The organism is Actinomadura sp. NEAU-AAG7 (assembly GCF_018603865.1).
Classification (GTDB): domain Bacteria; phylum Actinomycetota; class Actinomycetes; order Streptosporangiales; family Streptosporangiaceae; genus Spirillospora; species Spirillospora litoris.
This window is the reverse complement of record NZ_JAHFZY010000004.1, coordinates 181,049-200,087: the sequence shown is the minus strand read 5'-3', so window position 1 is coordinate 200,087 and position 19,039 is coordinate 181,049. Positions and strand designations below refer to the sequence as shown.

The 19,039-nt window shown below is 70.9% G+C and carries 12 protein-coding genes; all 12 read right to left on the bottom strand.

Translation table 11 applies throughout. The features are described from left to right. Positions 1-54: 54 nt before the first annotated feature. The gene (locus KLI87_RS19905; RefSeq protein WP_214618230.1) at positions 55-1,671 is read right to left on the bottom strand and encodes a hypothetical protein; all 1,617 of its coding nucleotides are present in this window, start codon (positions 1,669-1,671) and stop codon (positions 55-57) included. Positions 1,672-1,918: 247 nt separating this feature from the next. After that, complete coding sequence (locus KLI87_RS19900) at positions 1,919-2,899, bottom strand: aldo/keto reductase (RefSeq protein ID WP_214618229.1); 981 nt, start codon at positions 2,897-2,899, stop codon at positions 1,919-1,921. A gap of 132 nt (positions 2,900-3,031) precedes the next feature. Then, positions 3,032-3,292 carry a hypothetical protein gene (locus tag KLI87_RS19895; protein WP_156219785.1) on the bottom strand — a complete coding sequence of 87 codons (261 nt, stop codon included), beginning with the start codon at positions 3,290-3,292 and terminating at the stop codon, positions 3,032-3,034. A 119-nt stretch (positions 3,293-3,411) separates the two neighbouring features. Next, on the bottom strand, positions 3,412-4,620 hold the full coding sequence (locus KLI87_RS19890; protein WP_214618228.1) for an NAD(P)/FAD-dependent oxidoreductase: 1,209 nt from the start codon (positions 4,618-4,620) through the stop codon (positions 3,412-3,414). After that, a complete protein-coding gene (gene sigJ / locus KLI87_RS19885) occupies positions 4,620-5,534 on the bottom strand; it encodes an RNA polymerase sigma factor SigJ (RefSeq protein WP_308166083.1) in 915 nt (304 codons plus the stop codon). Before sigJ ends, KLI87_RS19890 begins: the two co-directional genes overlap by 1 nt. Positions 5,535-5,639: 105 nt before the next feature. Further along, positions 5,640-9,512: a DNA-directed RNA polymerase subunit beta' gene (locus tag KLI87_RS19880; RefSeq protein ID WP_156219788.1), complete on the bottom strand. Its 3,873-nt coding sequence runs from the start codon at positions 9,510-9,512 to the stop codon at positions 5,640-5,642. Between the two features lie 20 nt (positions 9,513-9,532). Further along, positions 9,533-13,000 carry a DNA-directed RNA polymerase subunit beta gene (gene rpoB / locus KLI87_RS19875; protein WP_156219789.1) on the bottom strand — a complete coding sequence of 1,156 codons (3,468 nt, stop codon included), beginning with the start codon at positions 12,998-13,000 and terminating at the stop codon, positions 9,533-9,535. Positions 13,001-13,427: 427 nt separating this feature from the next. Then, positions 13,428-14,468: a hypothetical protein gene (locus KLI87_RS19870; protein ID WP_214618226.1), complete on the bottom strand. Its 1,041-nt coding sequence runs from the start codon at positions 14,466-14,468 to the stop codon at positions 13,428-13,430. Continuing rightward, positions 14,465-14,956, bottom strand: coding sequence for a hypothetical protein (locus KLI87_RS19865; RefSeq protein WP_214618225.1), 492 nt, complete (start codon positions 14,954-14,956; stop codon positions 14,465-14,467). Before KLI87_RS19865 ends, KLI87_RS19870 begins: the two co-directional genes overlap by 4 nt. 10 nt (positions 14,957-14,966) lie before the next feature. Further along, positions 14,967-16,418 (bottom strand): MCE family protein, encoded by a 1,452-nt coding sequence (locus KLI87_RS19860; protein ID WP_214618224.1) that lies wholly within the window; start codon positions 16,416-16,418, stop codon positions 14,967-14,969. Further along, positions 16,415-17,740 (bottom strand): MCE family protein, encoded by a 1,326-nt coding sequence (locus KLI87_RS19855; protein WP_214618223.1) that lies wholly within the window; start codon positions 17,738-17,740, stop codon positions 16,415-16,417. The genes KLI87_RS19860 and KLI87_RS19855 overlap by 4 nt, the downstream gene beginning before the upstream one ends. Next, positions 17,737-19,026, bottom strand: a complete 1,290-nt coding sequence (locus tag KLI87_RS19850; protein WP_214618222.1) for an MCE family protein — start codon at positions 19,024-19,026, stop codon at positions 17,737-17,739. Before KLI87_RS19850 ends, KLI87_RS19855 begins: the two co-directional genes overlap by 4 nt. Positions 19,027-19,039: the final 13 nt, after the last annotated feature.

Sequence of the window (19,039 nt, the reverse complement as noted above, 5' to 3'; positions counted from 1 at the left end):
TTCATCCCTCGTTGGGGAAGATCTTGACCACTTTTTACGCCGCCCCCGGCCGTCCTAGAGGACGAAGGCTACTACCACCACGACCAGGATGACGACGATCGCCACGCCGCCGATGACCAGCCACAGCGTGTTCCGGCCGCCGCCCTTGCCCTCGTCGCCGCCGTAGGCGGCGGGCTGCTGGGCGCCGCCGTACTGCTGCTGCTGGCCGCCGTACTGCTGCTGGCCGAACTGCTGCTGGTCGGGCTGGCCGAACTGCTGTTGCTGCTGCTGGTCCGGCTGACCGTACTGCTGCTGTTGCTGGTCCTGCTGCCCGTACTGCGGCTGCTGGTCCTGCTGGCCGTACTGCTGCTGGGCGTTGTAGGGCTGCTGCTGCCCCTGGTTCTGCTGGGAGCCGTAGGGCTGCTGCTGGCCGAACTCCTGCTGGCCGAACTGCTGTTGCTGCTGCTCCTGCTGGCCGTACTGCTCCTGCTGGCCGTACTGCTCCTGCTGGCCGTACTGCTCCTGCTGGCCGTACTGCTCCTGCTGGCCGTACTGCTCCTGCTGGCCGTACTGCTCCTGCTGGCCGTACTGCTGCTGGGCGTTGTAGGGCTGCTGCTGCCCGCCGTGCTGCTGCTGGCCCGGCTGCTGCTGTTGCTGGCCCCACTGCTGCTGGCCGATGTCCATGCGGGTGTGCTCGGCCATGCCCTGCGGCTCGGACTGGCGGCCCGGGTCGAAGGCCTGGGTCGGCTTGGCGTCCTCCACCTCGGGACGGCCGTAGGGGTCCTCCGCCGGGGACGGGGCGGCCGGCGCGCCGAAGCCCGACTCCGGGGGCGGGACCATCAACGTCCGCTCGTGGTCCACCTGGCCCTGCTGACCCTGCTGGCCCTGCTGGGGCGGCTCCGCCGACCACGCCTCGGGGCCGGACGGCGCGGGCGAGGGCTGCCAGGGCTCGGCCGGGGCCTCGTGCTTGCGCTCGGGGCCGGTCGCCACCGGGATGTCGGTGCCCGGCGACCAGTGCAGCGTGGCCTGGTCGTCGATCACCGGACGCGGCGGCGCCTCGGGCTCGGGCGTACCGGCGCCGGGCCCGGGGACGATCAGCGTGCGGTCGGTGGCGTCCTGCGGCGGCGGCTCCTGGCCGAACTGCGGCTGGCCGAACGGCTGCTGCTGCTCGGGCTGGCCGTACTGCGGCTGCTCGGGCTGCCCGTAGGGCTGCTGCTGCGGTTCCTGGGGCGCGCCGTGCCTGGGCTGCTGCGGGTAGCCCTGCTGCTGCGCGTACGGGTCCTCGGGCTGCTGGCCGTAGGGCTGCTGCTGGCCGAACGGGGGCGGCTCGGGCGGCTGGTATCCGCCGCCCTGCCCCGGCTGCTGGCCCGGCTGCTGCCCGTAGGGCTGCTGCTGCCCGTACTGCTGCTCCTGCGGCGGGTTGTAGGGCTGCTGGGGCGGCGCCGGGGGCTGCTCGCCGTACTGCTGCTGCTGGATCGGCTGCTCGACCCGCGTGGGGTGCGCGGGCTGCTCCGGCCGCGGAGGCTGCGGGGGCTGCTGCGGGCCCGCGTTGCCGCCCAGTTGCGGGGCTCCGAACACCACGGTGCGGTCACCCAGGGGACGGGCCGGAGGCTCGTTCTGCTCCGGGGGCCGCTGGCCCTCGTCCTCCGGCAACGGCCACTGCGGTCCCTGCGTGCCGTCATTCTCGGTCATCGTCGGGCTCCTTCAGCGCCGTCGTCCCGGGGCTCCTCAGCACCCGGACGCTCGGAGACGCGCGGCGCATAACGCGGCCTCCGAACCTTGTCACCGATGTCCCCACGTGGCGGTCTTGCCACCCGTGGGCGTTCTCGTCACCAGCCTGCCCCGATAGCCGGTGGAATCGCAAATCACCACCCCCCGGATAGACGTCGGACGACCCCGGACCGTTCCTTGCCCGGGGACGCCGTGCCGGCCGCGCAGGTCAGGAGTGCCCGTAGACCGGGTGCGGACGGTAGGGGGCCTCCAGGCGGGCGATCTCCTTGTCGTCCAGGCGGATGTCGGCGGCGGCGATCGCGTCCTCGATGTGGCCGAGCTTCGTCGCGCCGACGATGGGGGCGGTCACGGCGGGCTTGGCGAGCAGCCACGCCAGCGCGACCCGCGCGGGCGGGACGTCGCGCTCGGCGGCGACCTGCCGGACGACGTCCACCACGTCGAAGTCGGCCTCGTCGTAGAGCTGGTCGGCGTAGGCGTCGGTGTTGGCGCGGACGGTGTTGCGCCCGCCGCCCCGCTCGCGGTTGCCCGCCAGCAGGCCGCGCGCCAGGGGGCTCCAGGGAAGGCAGCCCACGCCCTGGTCGAGGCAGAGCGGGATCATCTCCCGCTCCTCCTCGCGGTAGACGAGGTTGTAGTGGTTCTGCATGGTGACGAACTTCGTCCAGCCATGGGTCTCGGCGACGTGCTGCGCCTTGGCGAACTGCCACGCGTACATGCTGGACGCGCCGATGTGGCGGGCCTTCCCCGAGCGCACGATGTCGTGCAGGGCCTCCATGGTCTCCTCGATGGGCGTCTCGTCGTCCCACCGGTGGATCTGGTACAGGTCCACGTGGTCGGTGCCGAGGCGCCGCAGGGACGCGTCGATGGAGGCCATCACGTGCTTGCGCGACAGGCCGGACTCGTTGGCGCCGGGGCCCATCGGGAAGTACACCTTCGTCGCGAGGACGTAGTCGTCGCGGTTCTGGAACATGCGGCCCAGCAGGCGGCCGGTGATCTCCTCGCTGGCGCCGGTGGAGTACATGTCGGCGGTGTCGAAGAACGTCACGCCCGCCTCGACGGCGTGCCGGACGATCGGCTCGGCGGCGTCCTCGCCGAGGAACCACTCCCGCTGCCCCGGGTCGCCGTAGCTCATCATGCCGAGGCAGATCCGCGAGACCTTCGTTCCCGTCGCGCCGAGCCGCACCTGATCCATGTCCCGCCTCCTTCGCAGACCGAGCCTCGATCGTTTCACCCCGCGCGCCCGGATGGCGACCTCGGGGTGTCCCGGAATGCCGGAAGCCCGCTCCCCCTCGGGGGAAGCGGGCTTCGCGGGCTTCGCGGACGGTCAGCCGAACGCGTGGCATTCCACCTCGGCTCGGCGCTGGGTCATCCCCTGCTGGACCATCGAGGTCGCGCACGCCTGCTGCTTCTGGTCGAGCTGGACCTTGCCGCACACGGTGGTGCTGGAGTAGGTCCGGCAGTCCTGGCGCTGCTGCGACGGCTGCGTTGGTCGCGATGGCTGCGACGTCTGGGCGGCGCCGGCCGCTCCCGCCCCGACCCCCGTCGCCGCGATCGCGATCACTGCTGCGGTAATGACCCGTTTCATATGGTTTCCTCCCCGTCACGCAGATTAGCCAGCAACCGGTCCCTCCCCGGGCACGGCACCGCAAAACCCGGTCAAAGGTCAAGAAAACCCAGATAACCGCAGGTAAACGGCGTGCCGGGTCAGCCGGCGGCGACCGGGCGGCGGACGGACAGCCGGTGGTCGGCCTGCCGCAGCAGCGCCTCCGCGTCGTGCACCGGCGGGTAGATCCACTCCTCGTTCACCGCGCGCTTGCGGGCCTTGGCCGTCTCCCCGGTGCTCTCGACCGTCCGCTCGAACCCGGTGGTGAAGACCGCGCCGGCCGCGCCGAGGTCCAGGCACGTCACGTAGGGGTCGGGGGCGAACTCCGCCGGCGTGAGCCCGAGCAGGTCGGCGGCGGCGTTGTGGCCCGCGTGGCGGCCGAGGGGGGTCGCGTGCTGGCAGCTCGGCATCGTGAGGTTGCCGCCCTCGACCGGGGCGGCGGCGGTGTCGCCCGCCGCGTACACGCCCGGGACCCCGGGGACGCGCAGGTACGCGTCGGTGACCAGGCGCCCGATGCGGTCGCGCTCGGCCGGGACGTCGCGGGTGAGCGGGCTGGCCTGCACCCCGGCCGTCCACACGACGGTGCTCGCCGGGATGGACGTGCCGTCGCCGAGCACGACGCCGTTCGGCGTGATCTCGGTCACCGACGCGCCGAGCCGCACCTCGACGCCCAGCTCCTCCAGCGCGGAGGTGATGACGGGGCGGGGGCCGGGGCCGAGGTCGGGGCCGAGGACGTCGGCGCGCTCCACGAGGACGACGCGGACCCCGTCCGCCGCGTCCCCGGCGACGCCCGGCGCCCGCATGCGCCCGGCCAGCTCCGTCGCGACCTCCAGGCCGGTGAAGCCCGCGCCGATGACCACGGCCGTGTGGCGTCCCGGGCCCTCGGGCAGGGCGTGCAGGTGCTCGTCGAGCGCGATGGCGGCCTGGACGGTGTCCACGTTGTGGAGGTGCTCGGCGCCGGGCAGGTCCGGCTGGGCCAGCGCGCTGCCCGTGGCCAGGACGAGGCGCTGGTAGGAGAGCTCGGTGACGCTCCCGTCCCGCCCTCGGACGGTGACCGCCGACCGGTCGGTATGGACGGCGGTGGCGTACCCCCGCACCCGCTCCACGCCGATCGGCCCGAGGACGCCGTCCAGCGGGACCCGCATCGCGCCCGGGTCGGCCTGGTAGAGCCGGGGCCGGATCACCATGTGGTCGTCGGGTGCCACGACCGTGACGGAGCGCTCAGCGCCCTCCTCGCGCAGCAGGCGGGTGGCCGCGGCGGCGCTCCAGACGGCGGCGAACCCGCCGCCGAGGATCAGAACGTCCGGCATCAGTGTGTTCCTCTCAGGTGTCGTGCGCGTTCGAGCTTGTCGGGATTGCGGACGAAGTCGACGGAGACGATCCGGCCGCCGTCGAGGGTGAGGGACATGACGCCCTGGAGATGGCCGTCCCGCGCCCAGAGCAGCCCCGGGCGGCCGTTGACCGTGGCGTGCGTGATGCCGCCGTCGCCCGCGTACCACCGGGCGACGCCCAACAGGTAGCGGGCGACGCGGTCGGCGCCGTGGACGGGACGGCGCGCCGCCGCCACCCGCCCGCCGCCGTCGCTGCGCACGACGACATCGGGGTCGAGCAGCGCCAGCAGCGCCTGGACGTCGCCGGTCCGGCAGGCGGCGGCGAACGCCGCGAGGACGCGGCGCTGCTCGTCCGGGGGCGCCTCGAAGCGCGGGGCCCGCGCCTCGATCCGCCTGCGGGCCCGCACGGCGAGCTGGCGGCAGGCCGCCGGTCCGCGGCCCACCACCTCGCCGATCTCGGGGAACCCGATCCCGAACACGTCGTGCAGGACGAACGCCGTCCGCTCTGCGGGGGTGAGCGACTCCAGCACGACCAGCAGGGCCATGCTGAGCGACTCGTCCAGCGTCACCCGGTCGGCGGGGTCGCCGCCGCCTGCGGGGTCGGGGCGCGGGCGCCCACCGGTCACCAGCGGCTCCGGCAGCCACGGGCCGACGTACTCCTCCCGCCGGTACCGCGCCGAGCGCAGCACGTCCCGCGCCAGCCGCGCGGTCGTGACGATCAGCCAGCCGGTCAGGTCCTCGATCCGGGCGCGGTCGGCCGAGCGGAGCCGCAGCCAGCTCTCCTGGACCACGTCCTCCGCCTCGTCCACGCTGCCGAGGAGCCCGTAGGCCACGCCCAGGAGCCGTCCGCGCAGCGCCTGGAACTCCCTCGCCAACTCTTCGTCGTCCCACACGTCATGGGGACGAAACAGGCCCGCATCCTGTGACAACGCGGAAAGGCCGCCCCCCGCGAACGCGGGGGGCGGCCTTTCCGTACGGCCTCGCCGTGCCTTGCGGAACTACCGGTTGTACTGCCCGAAGTCGTACTCCTCCAGCGGGACGGCCTCGCCGGAGCCCTGGCCGAAGGCGTACTCGGCGCCGTCGTCGTAGGAGCCGACGGAGTACACCGCCGCCTTCGCCTCCTCGGTGGGCTCCACCCGGACGTTGCGGTACTGCGGCATGCCGGTACCGGCCGGGATGAGCTTGCCGATGATGACGTTCTCCTTGAGGCCGAGCAGCGGGTCGCTCTTGGCGTGCATCGCGGCCTCGGTGAGCACCCGGGTCGTCTCCTGGAAGGACGCCGCCGACAGCCACGACTCGGTCGCGAGCGAGGCCTTGGTGATGCCCATCAGGACCGGGCGGCCCGCGGCGGGCACCCCGCCCTCGGCGACGACGTTCCGGTTGCGCTCCTCGAAGATCGGACGCTCCACGAGGTCGCCCGGCAGCAGCTCGGTGTCGCCGGACTCAAGGATGTTCACCCGCTTCAGCATCTGGCGGACGATGATCTCGATGTGCTTGTCGTGGATCGACACGCCCTGCGACCGGTAGACCTCCTGGACCTCGTGGACCAGGTGGAGCTGCACGGCGCGGGGGCCGAGGATGCGCAGCACCTCGTGCGGGTTGATCGCACCCGCGATGAGCTGCTGGCCGACGTCGACGTGCTCGCCCTCCTTCACCAGCAGGCGCGAGCGCATCGGCACCGGGTAGGCGATCTCGTCGGCGCCGTCGTCGGGGACGACGACGACCTTGCGCGCCTTCTCGGTCTCGTCGATCTTGACGCGGCCGGCGACCTCGCTGATCGGGGCGACACCCTTGGGGATGCGCGCCTCGAACAGCTCCTGGACACGCGGCAGACCGTGCGTGATGTCGCCACCGGCCACACCGCCGGTGTGGAAGGTGCGCATCGTCAGCTGCGTGCCGGGCTCACCGATCGACTGCGCGGCGATGATCCCGACGGCCTCGCCGACGTCCACCCGCTTGCCGGTGGCCAGCGAGCGGCCGTAGCAGGCGGCGCAGACACCGATCTTGGCCTCGCAGACCAGGGCGCTGCGGGTGCGGACGCGGTCCACGCCCGCCTCGACCAGCCGCGTCACGACCGCGTCGGACAGGTCGGTGTCGGCCGGGAAGATGACGGTCCCGTCGACCTCGACGTCCTCGGCGATCGTGCGGCCGACCAGGCTGGTCTCGGTCGTGGCCAGCTTGACCAGCGAGCCGTCCTCCAGCCGGTCGGCGACCTCGAAGGGGATCGTGCGGTCGGTGCCGCAGTCCTCCTCGCGGACGATGACGTCCTGCGCGACGTCCACCAGGCGCCGGGTCAGGTAGCCCGAGTCGGCGGTGCGCAGCGCGGTGTCGGCCAGACCCTTGCGGGCGCCGTGCGTCGAGATGAAGTACTCGACGACCGACAGGCCCTCGCGGAACGAGGACTTGATCGGACGCGGGATCGTCTCGCCCTTCGGGTTCGACACCAGCCCGCGCATACCGGCGATCTGCCGCAGCTGGAGCGGGTTGCCCCGGGCGCCCGACTGGATCATCATCCAGATCGGGTTGGCCTTCGGGAACGCCTGCTCCATGTCCTTGGCGACGTCGGCGGTCGCGTGGTTCCAGATCTCGATGAGCTCCTGCTTGCGCTCGTCATCGGTGATCAGACCGCGGTTGAACTCCCGCTGCACCTTGTCGGCGCGCGCCTCGTACCCGCCGAGGATGTCCTGCTTGTTCGGCGGGGTGATGACGTCGTCGATCGCGATCGTGACGCCGGACCGGGTGGCCCAGTGGAAGCCGGTGCTCTTCAGCGCGTCCAGGGCGTTGGCGACGGCGACCTTCGGGTAGGTCTCCGCCAGCTCGTTGACGATCGCCGACAGCTGCTTCTTGCCGATCTCGTCGTTGACGAAGGGGAAGTCCTCCGGCAGCGTCTCGTTGAACAGCGCGCGGCCGAGCGTGGTCTCCAGCCGGTAGGGCTGGCCGGGCTCATAGCCCTCGGGCGCGATCCAGTCCCGCGGCGGCGGGACGTCCTTGAGCCGGATGTGGATCTTCGCCTGGAGGTCGAGCTCGCCCCGGTCGTAGGCCATGATGCCCTCGGCGATGCCGCCGAACGCACGGCCCTCGCCCTGGGCGCCGTCCTTCTCCGTCGTCAGCCAGTACAGGCCGATGACCATGTCCTGGGTGGGCATGGTGACGGGCTTGCCGTCCGACGGCTTCAGGATGTTGTTGGTCGAGAGCATCAGGATCCGCGCCTCGGCCTGGGCCTCGGCCGACAGCGGCAGGTGCACCGCCATCTGGTCGCCGTCGAAGTCGGCGTTGAACGCCGTGCAGACGAGCGGGTGGATCTGGATGGCCTTGCCCTCGACCAGCTGCGGCTCGAACGCCTGGATGCCGAGGCGGTGCAGGGTCGGCGCGCGGTTCAGCAGCACCGGGTGCTCGGTGATGACCTCTTCCAGCACGTCCCACACGACCGGGCGGGCCCGCTCGACCATCCGCTTGGCGGACTTGATGTTCTGCGCGTGGTTGAGGTCGACCAGCCGCTTCATCACGAACGGCTTGAACAGCTCCAGCGCCATCTGCTTGGGCAGGCCGCACTGGTGCAGCTTCAGCTGCGGGCCGACGACGATGACCGAGCGGCCCGAGTAGTCGACGCGCTTGCCCAGCAGGTTCTGGCGGAACCGGCCCTGCTTGCCCTTGAGCATGTCCGACAGCGACTTCAGCGGGCGGTTGCCCGGCCCGGTGACCGGGCGGCCGCGGCGGCCGTTGTCGAACAGCGCGTCGACGGCCTCCTGCAGCATCCGCTTCTCGTTGTTGACGATGATCTCGGGCGCGCCGAGGTCGAGCAGCCGCTTGAGCCGGTTGTTGCGGTTGATGACGCGGCGGTACAGGTCGTTCAGGTCGGAGGTGGCGAACCGCCCACCGTCGAGCTGCACCATCGGACGCAGGTCCGGCGGGATCACCGGGATGCAGTCCAGCACCATGCCGAGCGGGCTGTTGCGGGTGTTGAGGAACGCCGAGACGACCTTCAGCCGCTTCAGCGCGCGGGCCTTCTTCTGCCCCTTGCCGGTGCGGATGATGTCGCGCAGCTTCTCGGCCTCGGCGTCGAGGTCGAAGTTCTGGAGCCGGGCCTGGATGGCCGCGGCGCCCATGCCGCCCTCGAAGTACTTGCCGAACCGGTCGCGCATCTCGCGGTAGAGCAGCTCGTCGCCCTCAAGGTCCTGGACCTTGAGGTTCTTGAAGCGGCTCCAGACCTCGTCGAGCCGGTCGATCTCGCGCTGCGCGCGGTCGCGCAGCTGCTTCATCTCCCGCTCGGCGCCGTCGCGCACCTTGCGCTTCTGGTCGGCCTTCGCGCCGGCCTCCTCCAGCTCCGCGAGGTCGCCCTCCAGCTTCTGCTGGCGGGCCTCGACCTGCGCGTCGCGGGCCTGCTCGATCTGCTGGCGCTCCACCGAGATGTGGGCCTCCAGCGTGGGCAGGTCGCGGTCGCGGCGCTCGGCGTCCACGCTGGTGATCATGTAGGCCGCGAAGTAGATGATCTTTTCGAGATCCTTCGGGGCCAGGTCCAGCAGGTAGCCGAGGCGCGAGGGGACGCCCTTGAAGTACCAGATGTGCGTGACCGGCGCGGCCAGCTCGATGTGGCCCATCCGCTCGCGCCGCACCTTGGCGCGCGTCACCTCGACGCCGCAGCGCTCACAGATGATGCCCTTGAACCGGACGCGCTTGTACTTGCCGCAGTAGCACTCCCAGTCCCGGGTCGGACCGAAGATCTTCTCGCAGAAGAGCCCGTCCTTCTCCGGCTTGAGGGTGCGGTAGTTGATCGTCTCCGGCTTCTTGACCTCGCCGTGCGACCACTGGCGGATGTCGTCAGCGGTCGCCAGGCCGATGCGTAGCTCGTCGAAGAAGTTGACGTCAAGCAACTGTTTTCCCCTTGAGTTGATCAGACCTCTTCGACACTGCTCGGCTCACGCCGGGACAGGTCGATGCCGAGCTCCTCCGCGGCGCGGAAGACGTCCTCGTCGGTGTCGCGCATCTCGATGGACATGCCGTCGCTGGAGAGCACCTCGACGTTGAGGCACAGCGACTGCATCTCCTTGATGAGCACCTTGAAGGACTCGGGAATGCCGGGCTCGGGGATGTTCTCGCCCTTGACGATGGCCTCGTAGACCTTGACGCGGCCGAGGACGTCGTCGGACTTGATGGTCAGCAGCTCCTGGAGGGCGTAGGCGGCGCCGTAGGCCTCCAGCGCCCACACCTCCATCTCACCGAAGCGCTGGCCGCCGAACTGGGCCTTACCGCCGAGCGGCTGCTGGGTGATCATGGAGTACGGGCCGGTCGAGCGGGCGTGGATCTTGTCGTCGACCAGGTGGAGCAGCTTGAGGATGTAGATGTAGCCGACCGAGATCGGGTCCTTGTAGGGCTCGCCGGTGCGACCGTCGAACAGCCGCGCCTTGCCGCCCGGGCCCACCATGCGGTTGCCGTCGCGGTTGGGCAGGGTGCTCTCGATCAGACCGGTGACGTCGTCCTCGCGGGCGCCGTCGAACACCGGCGTGGCGGTGTTGGTCCAGGCCGGGGCCTCGTCGGCGCCGATCTCCTTGAGCGCGCGCTTCCACTCGGCGTCGTCGCCCTCGACCTTCCAGCCGCGGGAGGCGACCCAGCCGAGGTGGGTCTCCAGGACCTGGCCCACGTTCATGCGTCCGGGGACGCCGAGCGGGTTCAGGACGATGTCGACGGGCGTGCCGTCCTCAAGGAACGGCATGTCCTCGACCGGGAGCACCTTGGAGATGACGCCCTTGTTGCCGTGCCGGCCCGCGAGCTTGTCCCCGTCGGTGATCTTGCGCTTCTGCGCCACGTACACCCGGACCAGCTCGTTCACGCCGGGCGGGAGCTCGTCGCCCTCGTCCCGGGAGAACACCCGGACGCCGATGACCTTGCCCTGCTCGCCGTGCGGCACCTTCAGCGAGGTGTCGCGGACCTCGCGCGCCTTCTCACCGAAGATCGCGCGCAGCAGCCGCTCCTCGGGGGTCAGCTCGGTCTCGCCCTTGGGCGTGACCTTGCCGACCAGGATGTCGCCGGGGACGACGTCCGCGCCGATGCGGATGATGCCGCGCTCGTCGAGGTCGGCCAGGACCTCCTCGGAGACGTTCGGGATGTCCCGGGTGATCTCCTCGGGGCCGAGCTTGGTGTCGCGGGCGTCGACCTCGTGCTCCTCGATGTGGATCGAGGACAGCACGTCGTCCTGGACGAGGCGCTGGCTGAGGATGATCGCGTCCTCGTAGTTGTGGCCCTCCCACGGCATGAACGCCACGAGCAGGTTCTTGCCGAGCGCCATCTCACCGTTGTCGGTGCACGGCCCGTCGGCGATGACCTGGCCCAGCTCGACCCGGGCGCCCTCTTCCACGATGGGCTTCTGGTTGAAGCAGGTGCCCTGGTTGGACCGCTTGAACTTGGCGACCCGGTAGGTGGTGCGGGTGCCGTCGTCGTTCATCACGGTGACGTAGTCGGCCGAGACCTCCTCGACGACCCCCGCCTTCTCGGCCGTGATGACGTCGCCCGCGTCGGTCGCGGCACGGTACTCCATGCCGGTGCCGACCAGCGGCGCCTCGCTGCGCAGCAGCGGCACCGACTGCCGCTGCATGTTGGAGCCCATCAGCGCGCGGTTGGCGTCGTCGTGCTCCAGGAACGGGATCATCGCGGTCGCGACCGAGGTCATCTGCCGCGCGGAGACGTCCATGTACTGGACGTCGCGCGGCGGGATCAGCTCGACCTCGCCGCCCTTCTTGCGGATGAGGACCTTGTCCTCGACGAAGGTGCCGTCGTCGTTGAGCAGGGAGTTGGCCTGCGCGATGACGTAGCGGTCCTCCTCGTCGGCGGTCAGGTAGTCGATCTGCTCGGTGACCACGCCGTCGGTGACCTTGCGGTACGGGGTCTCGACGAACCCGAACGGGTTGACCCGGCCGAAGGCGGCCAGCGAGCCGATCAGGCCGATGTTCGGGCCTTCCGGCGTCTCGATCGGGCACATGCGGCCGTAGTGCGACGGGTGGACGTCGCGGACCTCCATGCCCGCGCGCTCACGCGACAGACCGCCAGGACCCAGCGCGTTCAGGCGGCGCTTGTGCGTCAGCCCGGCCAGCGGGTTGGTCTGGTCCATGAACTGCGAGAGCTGGCTGGTGCCGAAGAACTCCTTGATGGAGGCGACGACCGGCCGGATGTTGATCAGCGTCTGCGGCGTGATGGCCTCGACGTCCTGGGTGGTCATCCGCTCGCGGACGACGCGCTCCATGCGGGCGAGGCCGAGCCGGACCTGGTTCTGGATCAGCTCGCCGACCGTGCGCAGGCGCCGGTTGCCGAAGTGGTCGATGTCGTCGACCTCGATCGGCACGGCGACGGCCCCGAGGGTGGCCTCCTCCTCGCCGGCGTGCAGCCGGACGAGGTACTCGATCGTGGAGACGATGTCGTCCTCGGTGAGCGTCCCCTGCTTCATGTCGAGGTCGAGGCCGAGCTTCTTATTGATCTTGTATCGGCCGACCTTGGCGACGTCGTACCGCTTGGGGTTGAAGTACAGGTTCTCCAGCAGGGTCTGCGCCGACTCGCGGGTCGGCGGCTCGCCCGGCCGCAGCTTGCGGTAGATGTCCAGCAGCGCGTCGTCCTGGCCGGAGGTGTGGTCCTTCTCCAGCGTGACGTTGATCGACTCGTAGGCGCCGAAGTGCTCGCGGATGCGCGCCTCGTCCCAGCCGAGGGCCTTGAGCAGCACGGTGACCGGCTGCTTGCGCTTGCGGTCGATGCGCACGCCGACGTTGTCGCGCTTGTCGATCTCGAACTCAAGCCAGGCGCCGCGGCTCGGGATGACCCGGCAGCCGTAGATGTCCTTGTCGGACGCCTTGTCGAGGGCGCGGTCGAAGTACACGCCGGGCGAGCGGGTCAGCTGCGAGACCACGACGCGCTCGGTGCCGTTGATGATGAAGGTGCCCTTCGGGGTCATGAGCGGGAAGTCGCCCATGAAGACCGTCTGGCTCTTGATCTCACCGGTGGTGTTGTTGATGAACTCCGCCGTCACGAAGAGCGGGGCGGAGTAGGTCATGTCCTTGTCCTTGCACTCCTCGACGGAGTACTTGGGCGGTTCGAACCGGTGGTCGCGGAACGACAGCGACATGGTTCCGGAGAAGTCCTCGATCGGACTGATCTCTTCGAAGATCTCCTCCAGCCCCGACTGGGTCGGGACGCTCTTACTTCCGGCCTTCTGGGCCGCCTCGACCCGGGCCTTCCACCTCTCGTTGCCCAGCAGCCAGTCAACGGAGTTGGTCTGCAGTGCAAGGAGGTCCGGGACTTCGAGCGGCTCCTTGATGCGCGCGAAGGAGACGCGGTTCGGACCGGTTGCGGTATTCGAGGCGTTGCGCGAGGCTGCCAAGAGTGGTCCTTCCGAGGGCTCGCGGCGTAACTGACGACACGCACGCCAGACGATCCACGTCCAAGACCCGCACATCAGGGTCCAAAACGGACCCCTCGCGGGGGAGCTCTCACACGTGGATAGTCAGAGGGCAGCGCAAAGGGGCAGTGTAGCCGACCGCCACACCGCTCGCAACTCTAGCGCCGCAGTATGCATCACAGTTGCCTTGGAGCATCGCCCCTCAGGGGCGTGTAGTCAAGAGCGGACTTGGACTTTTCGGGCTCTGACCTGCAGTGAGGAAGGCCATAGTTTAGGATCCGGTCGCCTACCCGTTGGTAAGCGCACGAAACGCCCCTGGCGGCGGGCGATAACGCACCGATCACCAGGTGCCGGACGGGCCCGTCGAGGCCGCTCGGAGCGGGTCTCGCGGGCGGGCCGCACGGGCTCGCTAGGAGATCACCGCGAGCTCCGAGGCGAGCCACTTCCCCCGCTCCTTGACCATGGTCAACCTGATCCGCAAGGGCTCGGGCAAGCGCTGCTGCTTGTCGGAGGCGGTCTGCGACGTCCGGTTGGCGTACACCAGCGCGACGACCCTGTCCGGGGACGCGCTCACGACGCCCGCCTTCATCACCGTCGTCGAGGAGACGGCCCGTTCGCGGGGCGCCAGCGTCTTCAGCGTCTCGGCGAGCTTCTCGAACTCGCCGCGCAGCCTGCCCGTGGTCATCGCCGCGCCGGCCTTCAGGTCGCTGTCCAGGCTCCGGTAGTCGTAGGACGACAGCGCCTGGGCCGCGCGGGACGCGGCGAACAGCCCCTGCCTGGACGCGGTCTCCGTCGCCTTCTGGTCGCGCACCTTGAGCGCGAGCATGGTCGTCGCGCCGCCCAGCGCGAGCACGAGGCCCACCAGCACGACGACCAGCGTCCCGCTCCGCAGCGCCCCGGAGCCCCGCCCCTCGGCGCGGACCCTGGGGACGCGGACACGCCTCCGCTTCGGCGCGCCCTCCTCGGCGCCGTCGCCGCCGGACTCGTCCAGGACGGTCCCGGTCTTCGCGGACTCGGGGGACGCGGTGGACTCGGTGGACTCGGCGACGCTCGCGAGAGTCGCTTCCTTCGAGGGCTCCCCGGCTTCGGCGCCGGTGGGCCTCCTCAGGTCGATCTTGGACGTCTCGGCGGAGGTCTCGGCCGCCGCGGAGGCGGCCTCCGGAGGGGCTGAGCCGTCCGCTGCGCCCTCGATGGGGGCGGCCGAGCCCTGGGGGGCCTCGCCGTCACCCGAAGGCGTCTCAGCGGATCTGGCGGCCTCGGGTTCGACTTCCGCCTCCGGCTCGGCCTCGGCCTCGGCGGCGGCCGCCTCGGCGGCGATCTGGGCGAGCCGCGCCGCCTCCCTGGCCCTGGCCGCGGCCTCCTCGGCGAGCCGGGCGGCCTCGGCGGCCTCCTCGGCCTTCGTCGCCCGCTCGGCGGCCCTGCGGGCCTTGTCGGTCGTCTCGGCCGTCACGGGACCACCTCCAGTTCGGACACGAGCCAGCGGTCACCGTCTCGGGTGAGGTCCATCTGGTACCGGTAGGCGCGCGGCGCGCCCTGCTTCACCTTGGCGTTGGTGACGGTGCCGTTCAGGGAGACGATCACCTCGGCGGAGTCGCCGTCCATCGACACCACGGCGGCGTCGACCTCGCTGACGCTGGACTTGGCGCCGGTCTTGGCGAGCTGGTCCAGCAGCTGCTTCGCCTGGGTGCCGAGCTTGTTCCTGAGGTCGCCGGTGGTGCCGGCGACGATGCGGTCGACGTCGCGCTGCGCGGTCGTGTGGTCGAGCGTCATCAGGTTGACGCCCATCTGCCGCGCCGCCTGAAGGGCCTTCGCCCGCTGGTCGGCGTCGTCCTTCTTCCGCATGGAGACGACGCCGAGCCACGCGGACGCGACGACGAGCCCCACCACGAGGACGCTCAGCACGATCGTGGCCAGGGGGAGCCAGGGGGTGCGCCTCATCGGGCCGGCCTCACTGGCTCAACGGTCCGAGCAGGAGCCACTTCCACGACGCTTCCTCTCCCAACTGGCGGGTTCCGGCGCTCCGGGGCATCACGTACTGCTTGCCGTCGGGGCCGTAGACCGCCCCGGTCGATGGATCGTATCCAGCGAATTCGACTGTTTCCGCCGGGTACGAAAGGTAGAGATTGCCGTCCGCGAGCTGGCCGGTCGGCGCCTTCGTCGGCTGCTTTCCGTCCGGGCCCCCGGCCTGCGAGCCGTTGCCGCTCTTCCCGTCCGCGCCGCCTTCGGGGAATCCGGCGCCGCTGGTGGCGCCCGGGGGGACCCGCGGATAGGGCGCGACGGCCTCGCGCGGGAAGTTGCGGGCCCCGCGGACGGCGCTCGGCGAGTCGTGCGCGTCCTTGCACCCTGCGTCGAGCCTGGGGTCCTTCTTGGACGTGTCCTGCGGCCAGCGCTTCTTGACCTTCTCGTAGCCCTTGGTGCAGGGGGGCGGGGAGTCGATGTTGAGCGCGAGGCCGAGGTGCTGGGTGCCGTCGCCGGGGGTGACGGTGAACGCGCCCGCGAGCGTCACCGGATACAGGATGAACAGCGACCGGAGCCCCGCTTTGTGGGACGACACGATCTGCCCGGTCGTGGTGAGGTTCGCCAGCAGGACGGGCAGCGTCGGCGCGAGCTGGTCGATCGCCTTGTGCGTCTCGTCCACGGCGCCCGGGGCGTTCGTGATGGTCCGGCGCAGCGCCGGGTCGTCCTCGCGGAGCGAGGTCGTCAGCTCGTTGAGGTTGCGGGCGAACCCGCGGATGTTCGCGCCCTGGGACCGCTGCGTGCCGAGCACGGTCACGCTGTTGTCCAGCAGCCGCTTGGTGTCGGGGAAGGCCCGGTCGGCGGTCTTCAGCAGCCGGTCGGTGTCGTCCAGGATCGACTGGAGGTCGGACGCGGATCCGGTGAACGCCTTGTCCAGCTCGTCCACGATCGTCGCGAGGTCCCTGGTGTTCACCGACCCGACGAGCGCGTCGACGTTGCGCAGCAGCTCGGCGGTCGACACCGGCAGCCTGGTCAGCCTCCGGGGGATCGTGTACGCCTCGCCCTGGTCGAGGTAGGGCCCGTCCCTGCGGCTCGGCCGGAGGTCGATGTACTGCTCCCCCACCGCCGACCGGTTCGCCACGATCGCGGACGTCCCCTCGCGCGGGATCCGCTTGCCGCTCCCGCGTTCGAGCTTCAGCTTCACGCGGATCCCGTCGCGGGTCAGCTCGATCGGGCCGACGCGTCCGACGGGCACGCCCCGGTAGGTGACCTCCGCGCCGGTGAACACGCCGCCGGAGTCGGTGAGGTCGACGTAGGCGGTGTACTCCTTGCCGAGCGCGCCGCGTCCGATGCCGATGTAGTTCACCGACACGACGGCCACACCGATGACCGTGATGAGCGCGAAGGCGATGAGCTGGAGCTTGACGCCGGGTTTGAGGATCACGAGAGTCCCCCCGTCATCAGGTCCCGGAGGCCGCCGGGCGGCGCCATCGAGCGCGGCCTGCCCGACCCGCCCGACCCGCGCGGCGTCGCGGGCGTCCCGGACGGGCTCGGGGACGCGCCGCCTCCGGTCAGACCCGGAAGGCTCGGAAGGGCCGGGAGAACGCCGCCCCCGCCTCCCCCGCCGCCCCCTTCGGGGGTCTGCGGCAGCACGCCCAGCGGGGCCTCCGGCAGCGTCACGTTCGGCACCTGGAGCATGTTCCGCATCTGCTGTCCGCTGCCGAGCAGCCCTTCGAGGTCGGTGCCGCCGAGCAGGTTCCGCGCGATCGACTCGAAGTCCAGGTCGAGGGTCAGCCGGACGTTGCCGTAGTCGCCCTCGACGACGTTGCCGAACGTCGCCGGGAACGGGAAGGTGATCAGCGCCTCCAGCGAGCGCGGCAGGTCGGACCCGGCCTTGTTGAGGTTGCGCAGGATCGTGTCGAGGTCGCGCAGGTTCGCGACCATGTCGGCCTGCGAGGCCCTGATCACGCCGGTCGTGGTGCGGCTCAGCCGGTCCAGCGCGACGAGCATCCTGGTGAGGTCGGCGCGGTTGCGGTCGAGGACGGTGATCGCCGGGCCGGTCCGGTCGATCGTGTCGGTGATCGTGCGGCGCTCGGCCGAGAGCCTGCCGGTGAGCCGCTCGATGCTGTCGAGCGCGCGGGTGATCGCGGCGCGGTTGCGGTCGAGGGTGCCGGTGAAGGTGTTGACCCGGTCGAGCACCGACCTGATCGTCGGCTCGCGGCCGCCCATCACGGCCTGCAGCTCGTGGCTGATCGTGGCGACCTGTTCGAGGCCGCCGCCGTTCAGCAGCAGCGACATCGCCGACAGCACCTCCTCGATCTCGGTGCCGTGGGACGTGCGGCCGAGCGGGATCAGGTCGCCCGAGCCGAGCTCCCCGGTGGGGGGCTGCCCGGCGGGCGGCGCGAGCGCCACGTACTTCTCGCCGAGCAGGCTGGTCTGCCCGATCGTCGCGGTGGCGTTGTCGGGGAGCCGGACGTCCCGCCGCAGCTTGACGGTGACGACGGCGTGCCAGCCCGCGTCGCCGCCCGCGAGGTCGATCTTCTCGACCTTGCCGACCGAGACGTCGTTGACCTTGACGACCGACTGCGGGACGAGGTCCAGCACGTTCGCGAACTCGATCTTCACCGTCCGCGGGTTCGAGCCGAGGTCGGGGCCGCCGGGCAGCGGGATGGAGTCCACGCCGCCGAACGAGCAGCCCGACAGCGCGGCCACGCCCGCGAGGGCGGCCGACAGGAGCAGCCGCGCGCGGCGCCGGGCGGGGCTCATCGGCCGCCTCCCGGGAGCAGCGAGGTGATCGGCTGCGGCTGGTGCGGGTTGCGCACCGGCCGGCCGGTGGTCCCCGGGCCCTTGCCGCCCGGCTCGCCCTGACCGCCCGACTTGCCCTGGCCGCCGGGGCCGTAGGCGTCCGGCGGGATCGGCACCGGGTCGTAGTGCGTGGTCAGCGCGGTGATCCAGGACAGGTCCAGGCTGAAGTTCGTGAGCGCCTTGCCGATCGGGTTGAAGGGCCGCAGGAAGCTCAGGCACTGCTTGGCGGGCGTCCCGACCGAGTAGGCCAGCGAGCACAGCCAGTCGGCCAGGTCGTGGAACTGGCGCAGGTCGGCGCGGTCGTGGATGGTGCCGCTGATCGGGTCGTAGGCGCGGGCCAGGTTGTTGATCGCCAGCGGACCGGCCTCCAGCACCTCCGCCAGCGCGTCCTTCTCCTTGACGAGCACGCCCGTCACCTGCGCGAGCTGCCGGACGTTCACGGCCAGCTCGCCCCGGTTGTCCTTGATGAACCGCTGGATGTCGCGCAGCGTCGGCGCGAGCGTGTTGAGCGCGGCGCTCAGCTCCTCCTTCTCCCCCGCGAGCTGCCCCGACACCCCGTTCAGATGGCCGGTGAACGACTTGATCTGCTGGTCGTTCGCCTTCATCGCGTCAGTGATGACCCGCAGGTTCTGGATCGTCTTGGCGACGTCGCCGCGGTCGGCGCTGAGCGTGCTCAGCATCTTGGACGTGTCGCCGATCGTCTGCCGGATGTCGGCGCCCTGCCCGTCCAGGTTGTCGGCGCCGACCTTCAGCAGCCGCGACAGCGCGCCCGTGCCGTCCGTGCCCGGGGCGTTGGCGCCCTTCGGGCCCAGCGCCTGGCTGAGGTCGTTCAGGCTGCCGCCGATCTCGTCGACCTCGACGGGCACCTGGGTGCGCCCGACCGTCAGCGTCGCCTTGTCCGGGAGGACCGGCCCGCCCCGGTAGACCGGCGTCAGCTGGACGTAGCGGTCGGCGACGAGCGTCTGGTTCACGATGGCGGCGCGGGCGTCGGCCGGGACCTTGTACTTGGCGTCGTAGCGCAGCTCGACGCGGACCGAGTCGCCGACCGGCGTCACCCTGGTCACCTCGCCGACCGGGATCCCGAGGATGCGCACGTCGGCGCCCTTGTAGAGGCCGACCGTCCGGCTGAAGTAGGCCGTCATGTGCCGCTGCCGCTTCTCCGGGAACGCCAGCGTGAGCAGCGCGGCCAGCACGGCGAGCGCGAGGATCGCGCCGCCGAGCCGGAGGATGGTCGCTGAGTTACGCACGGGGAACCTGCCT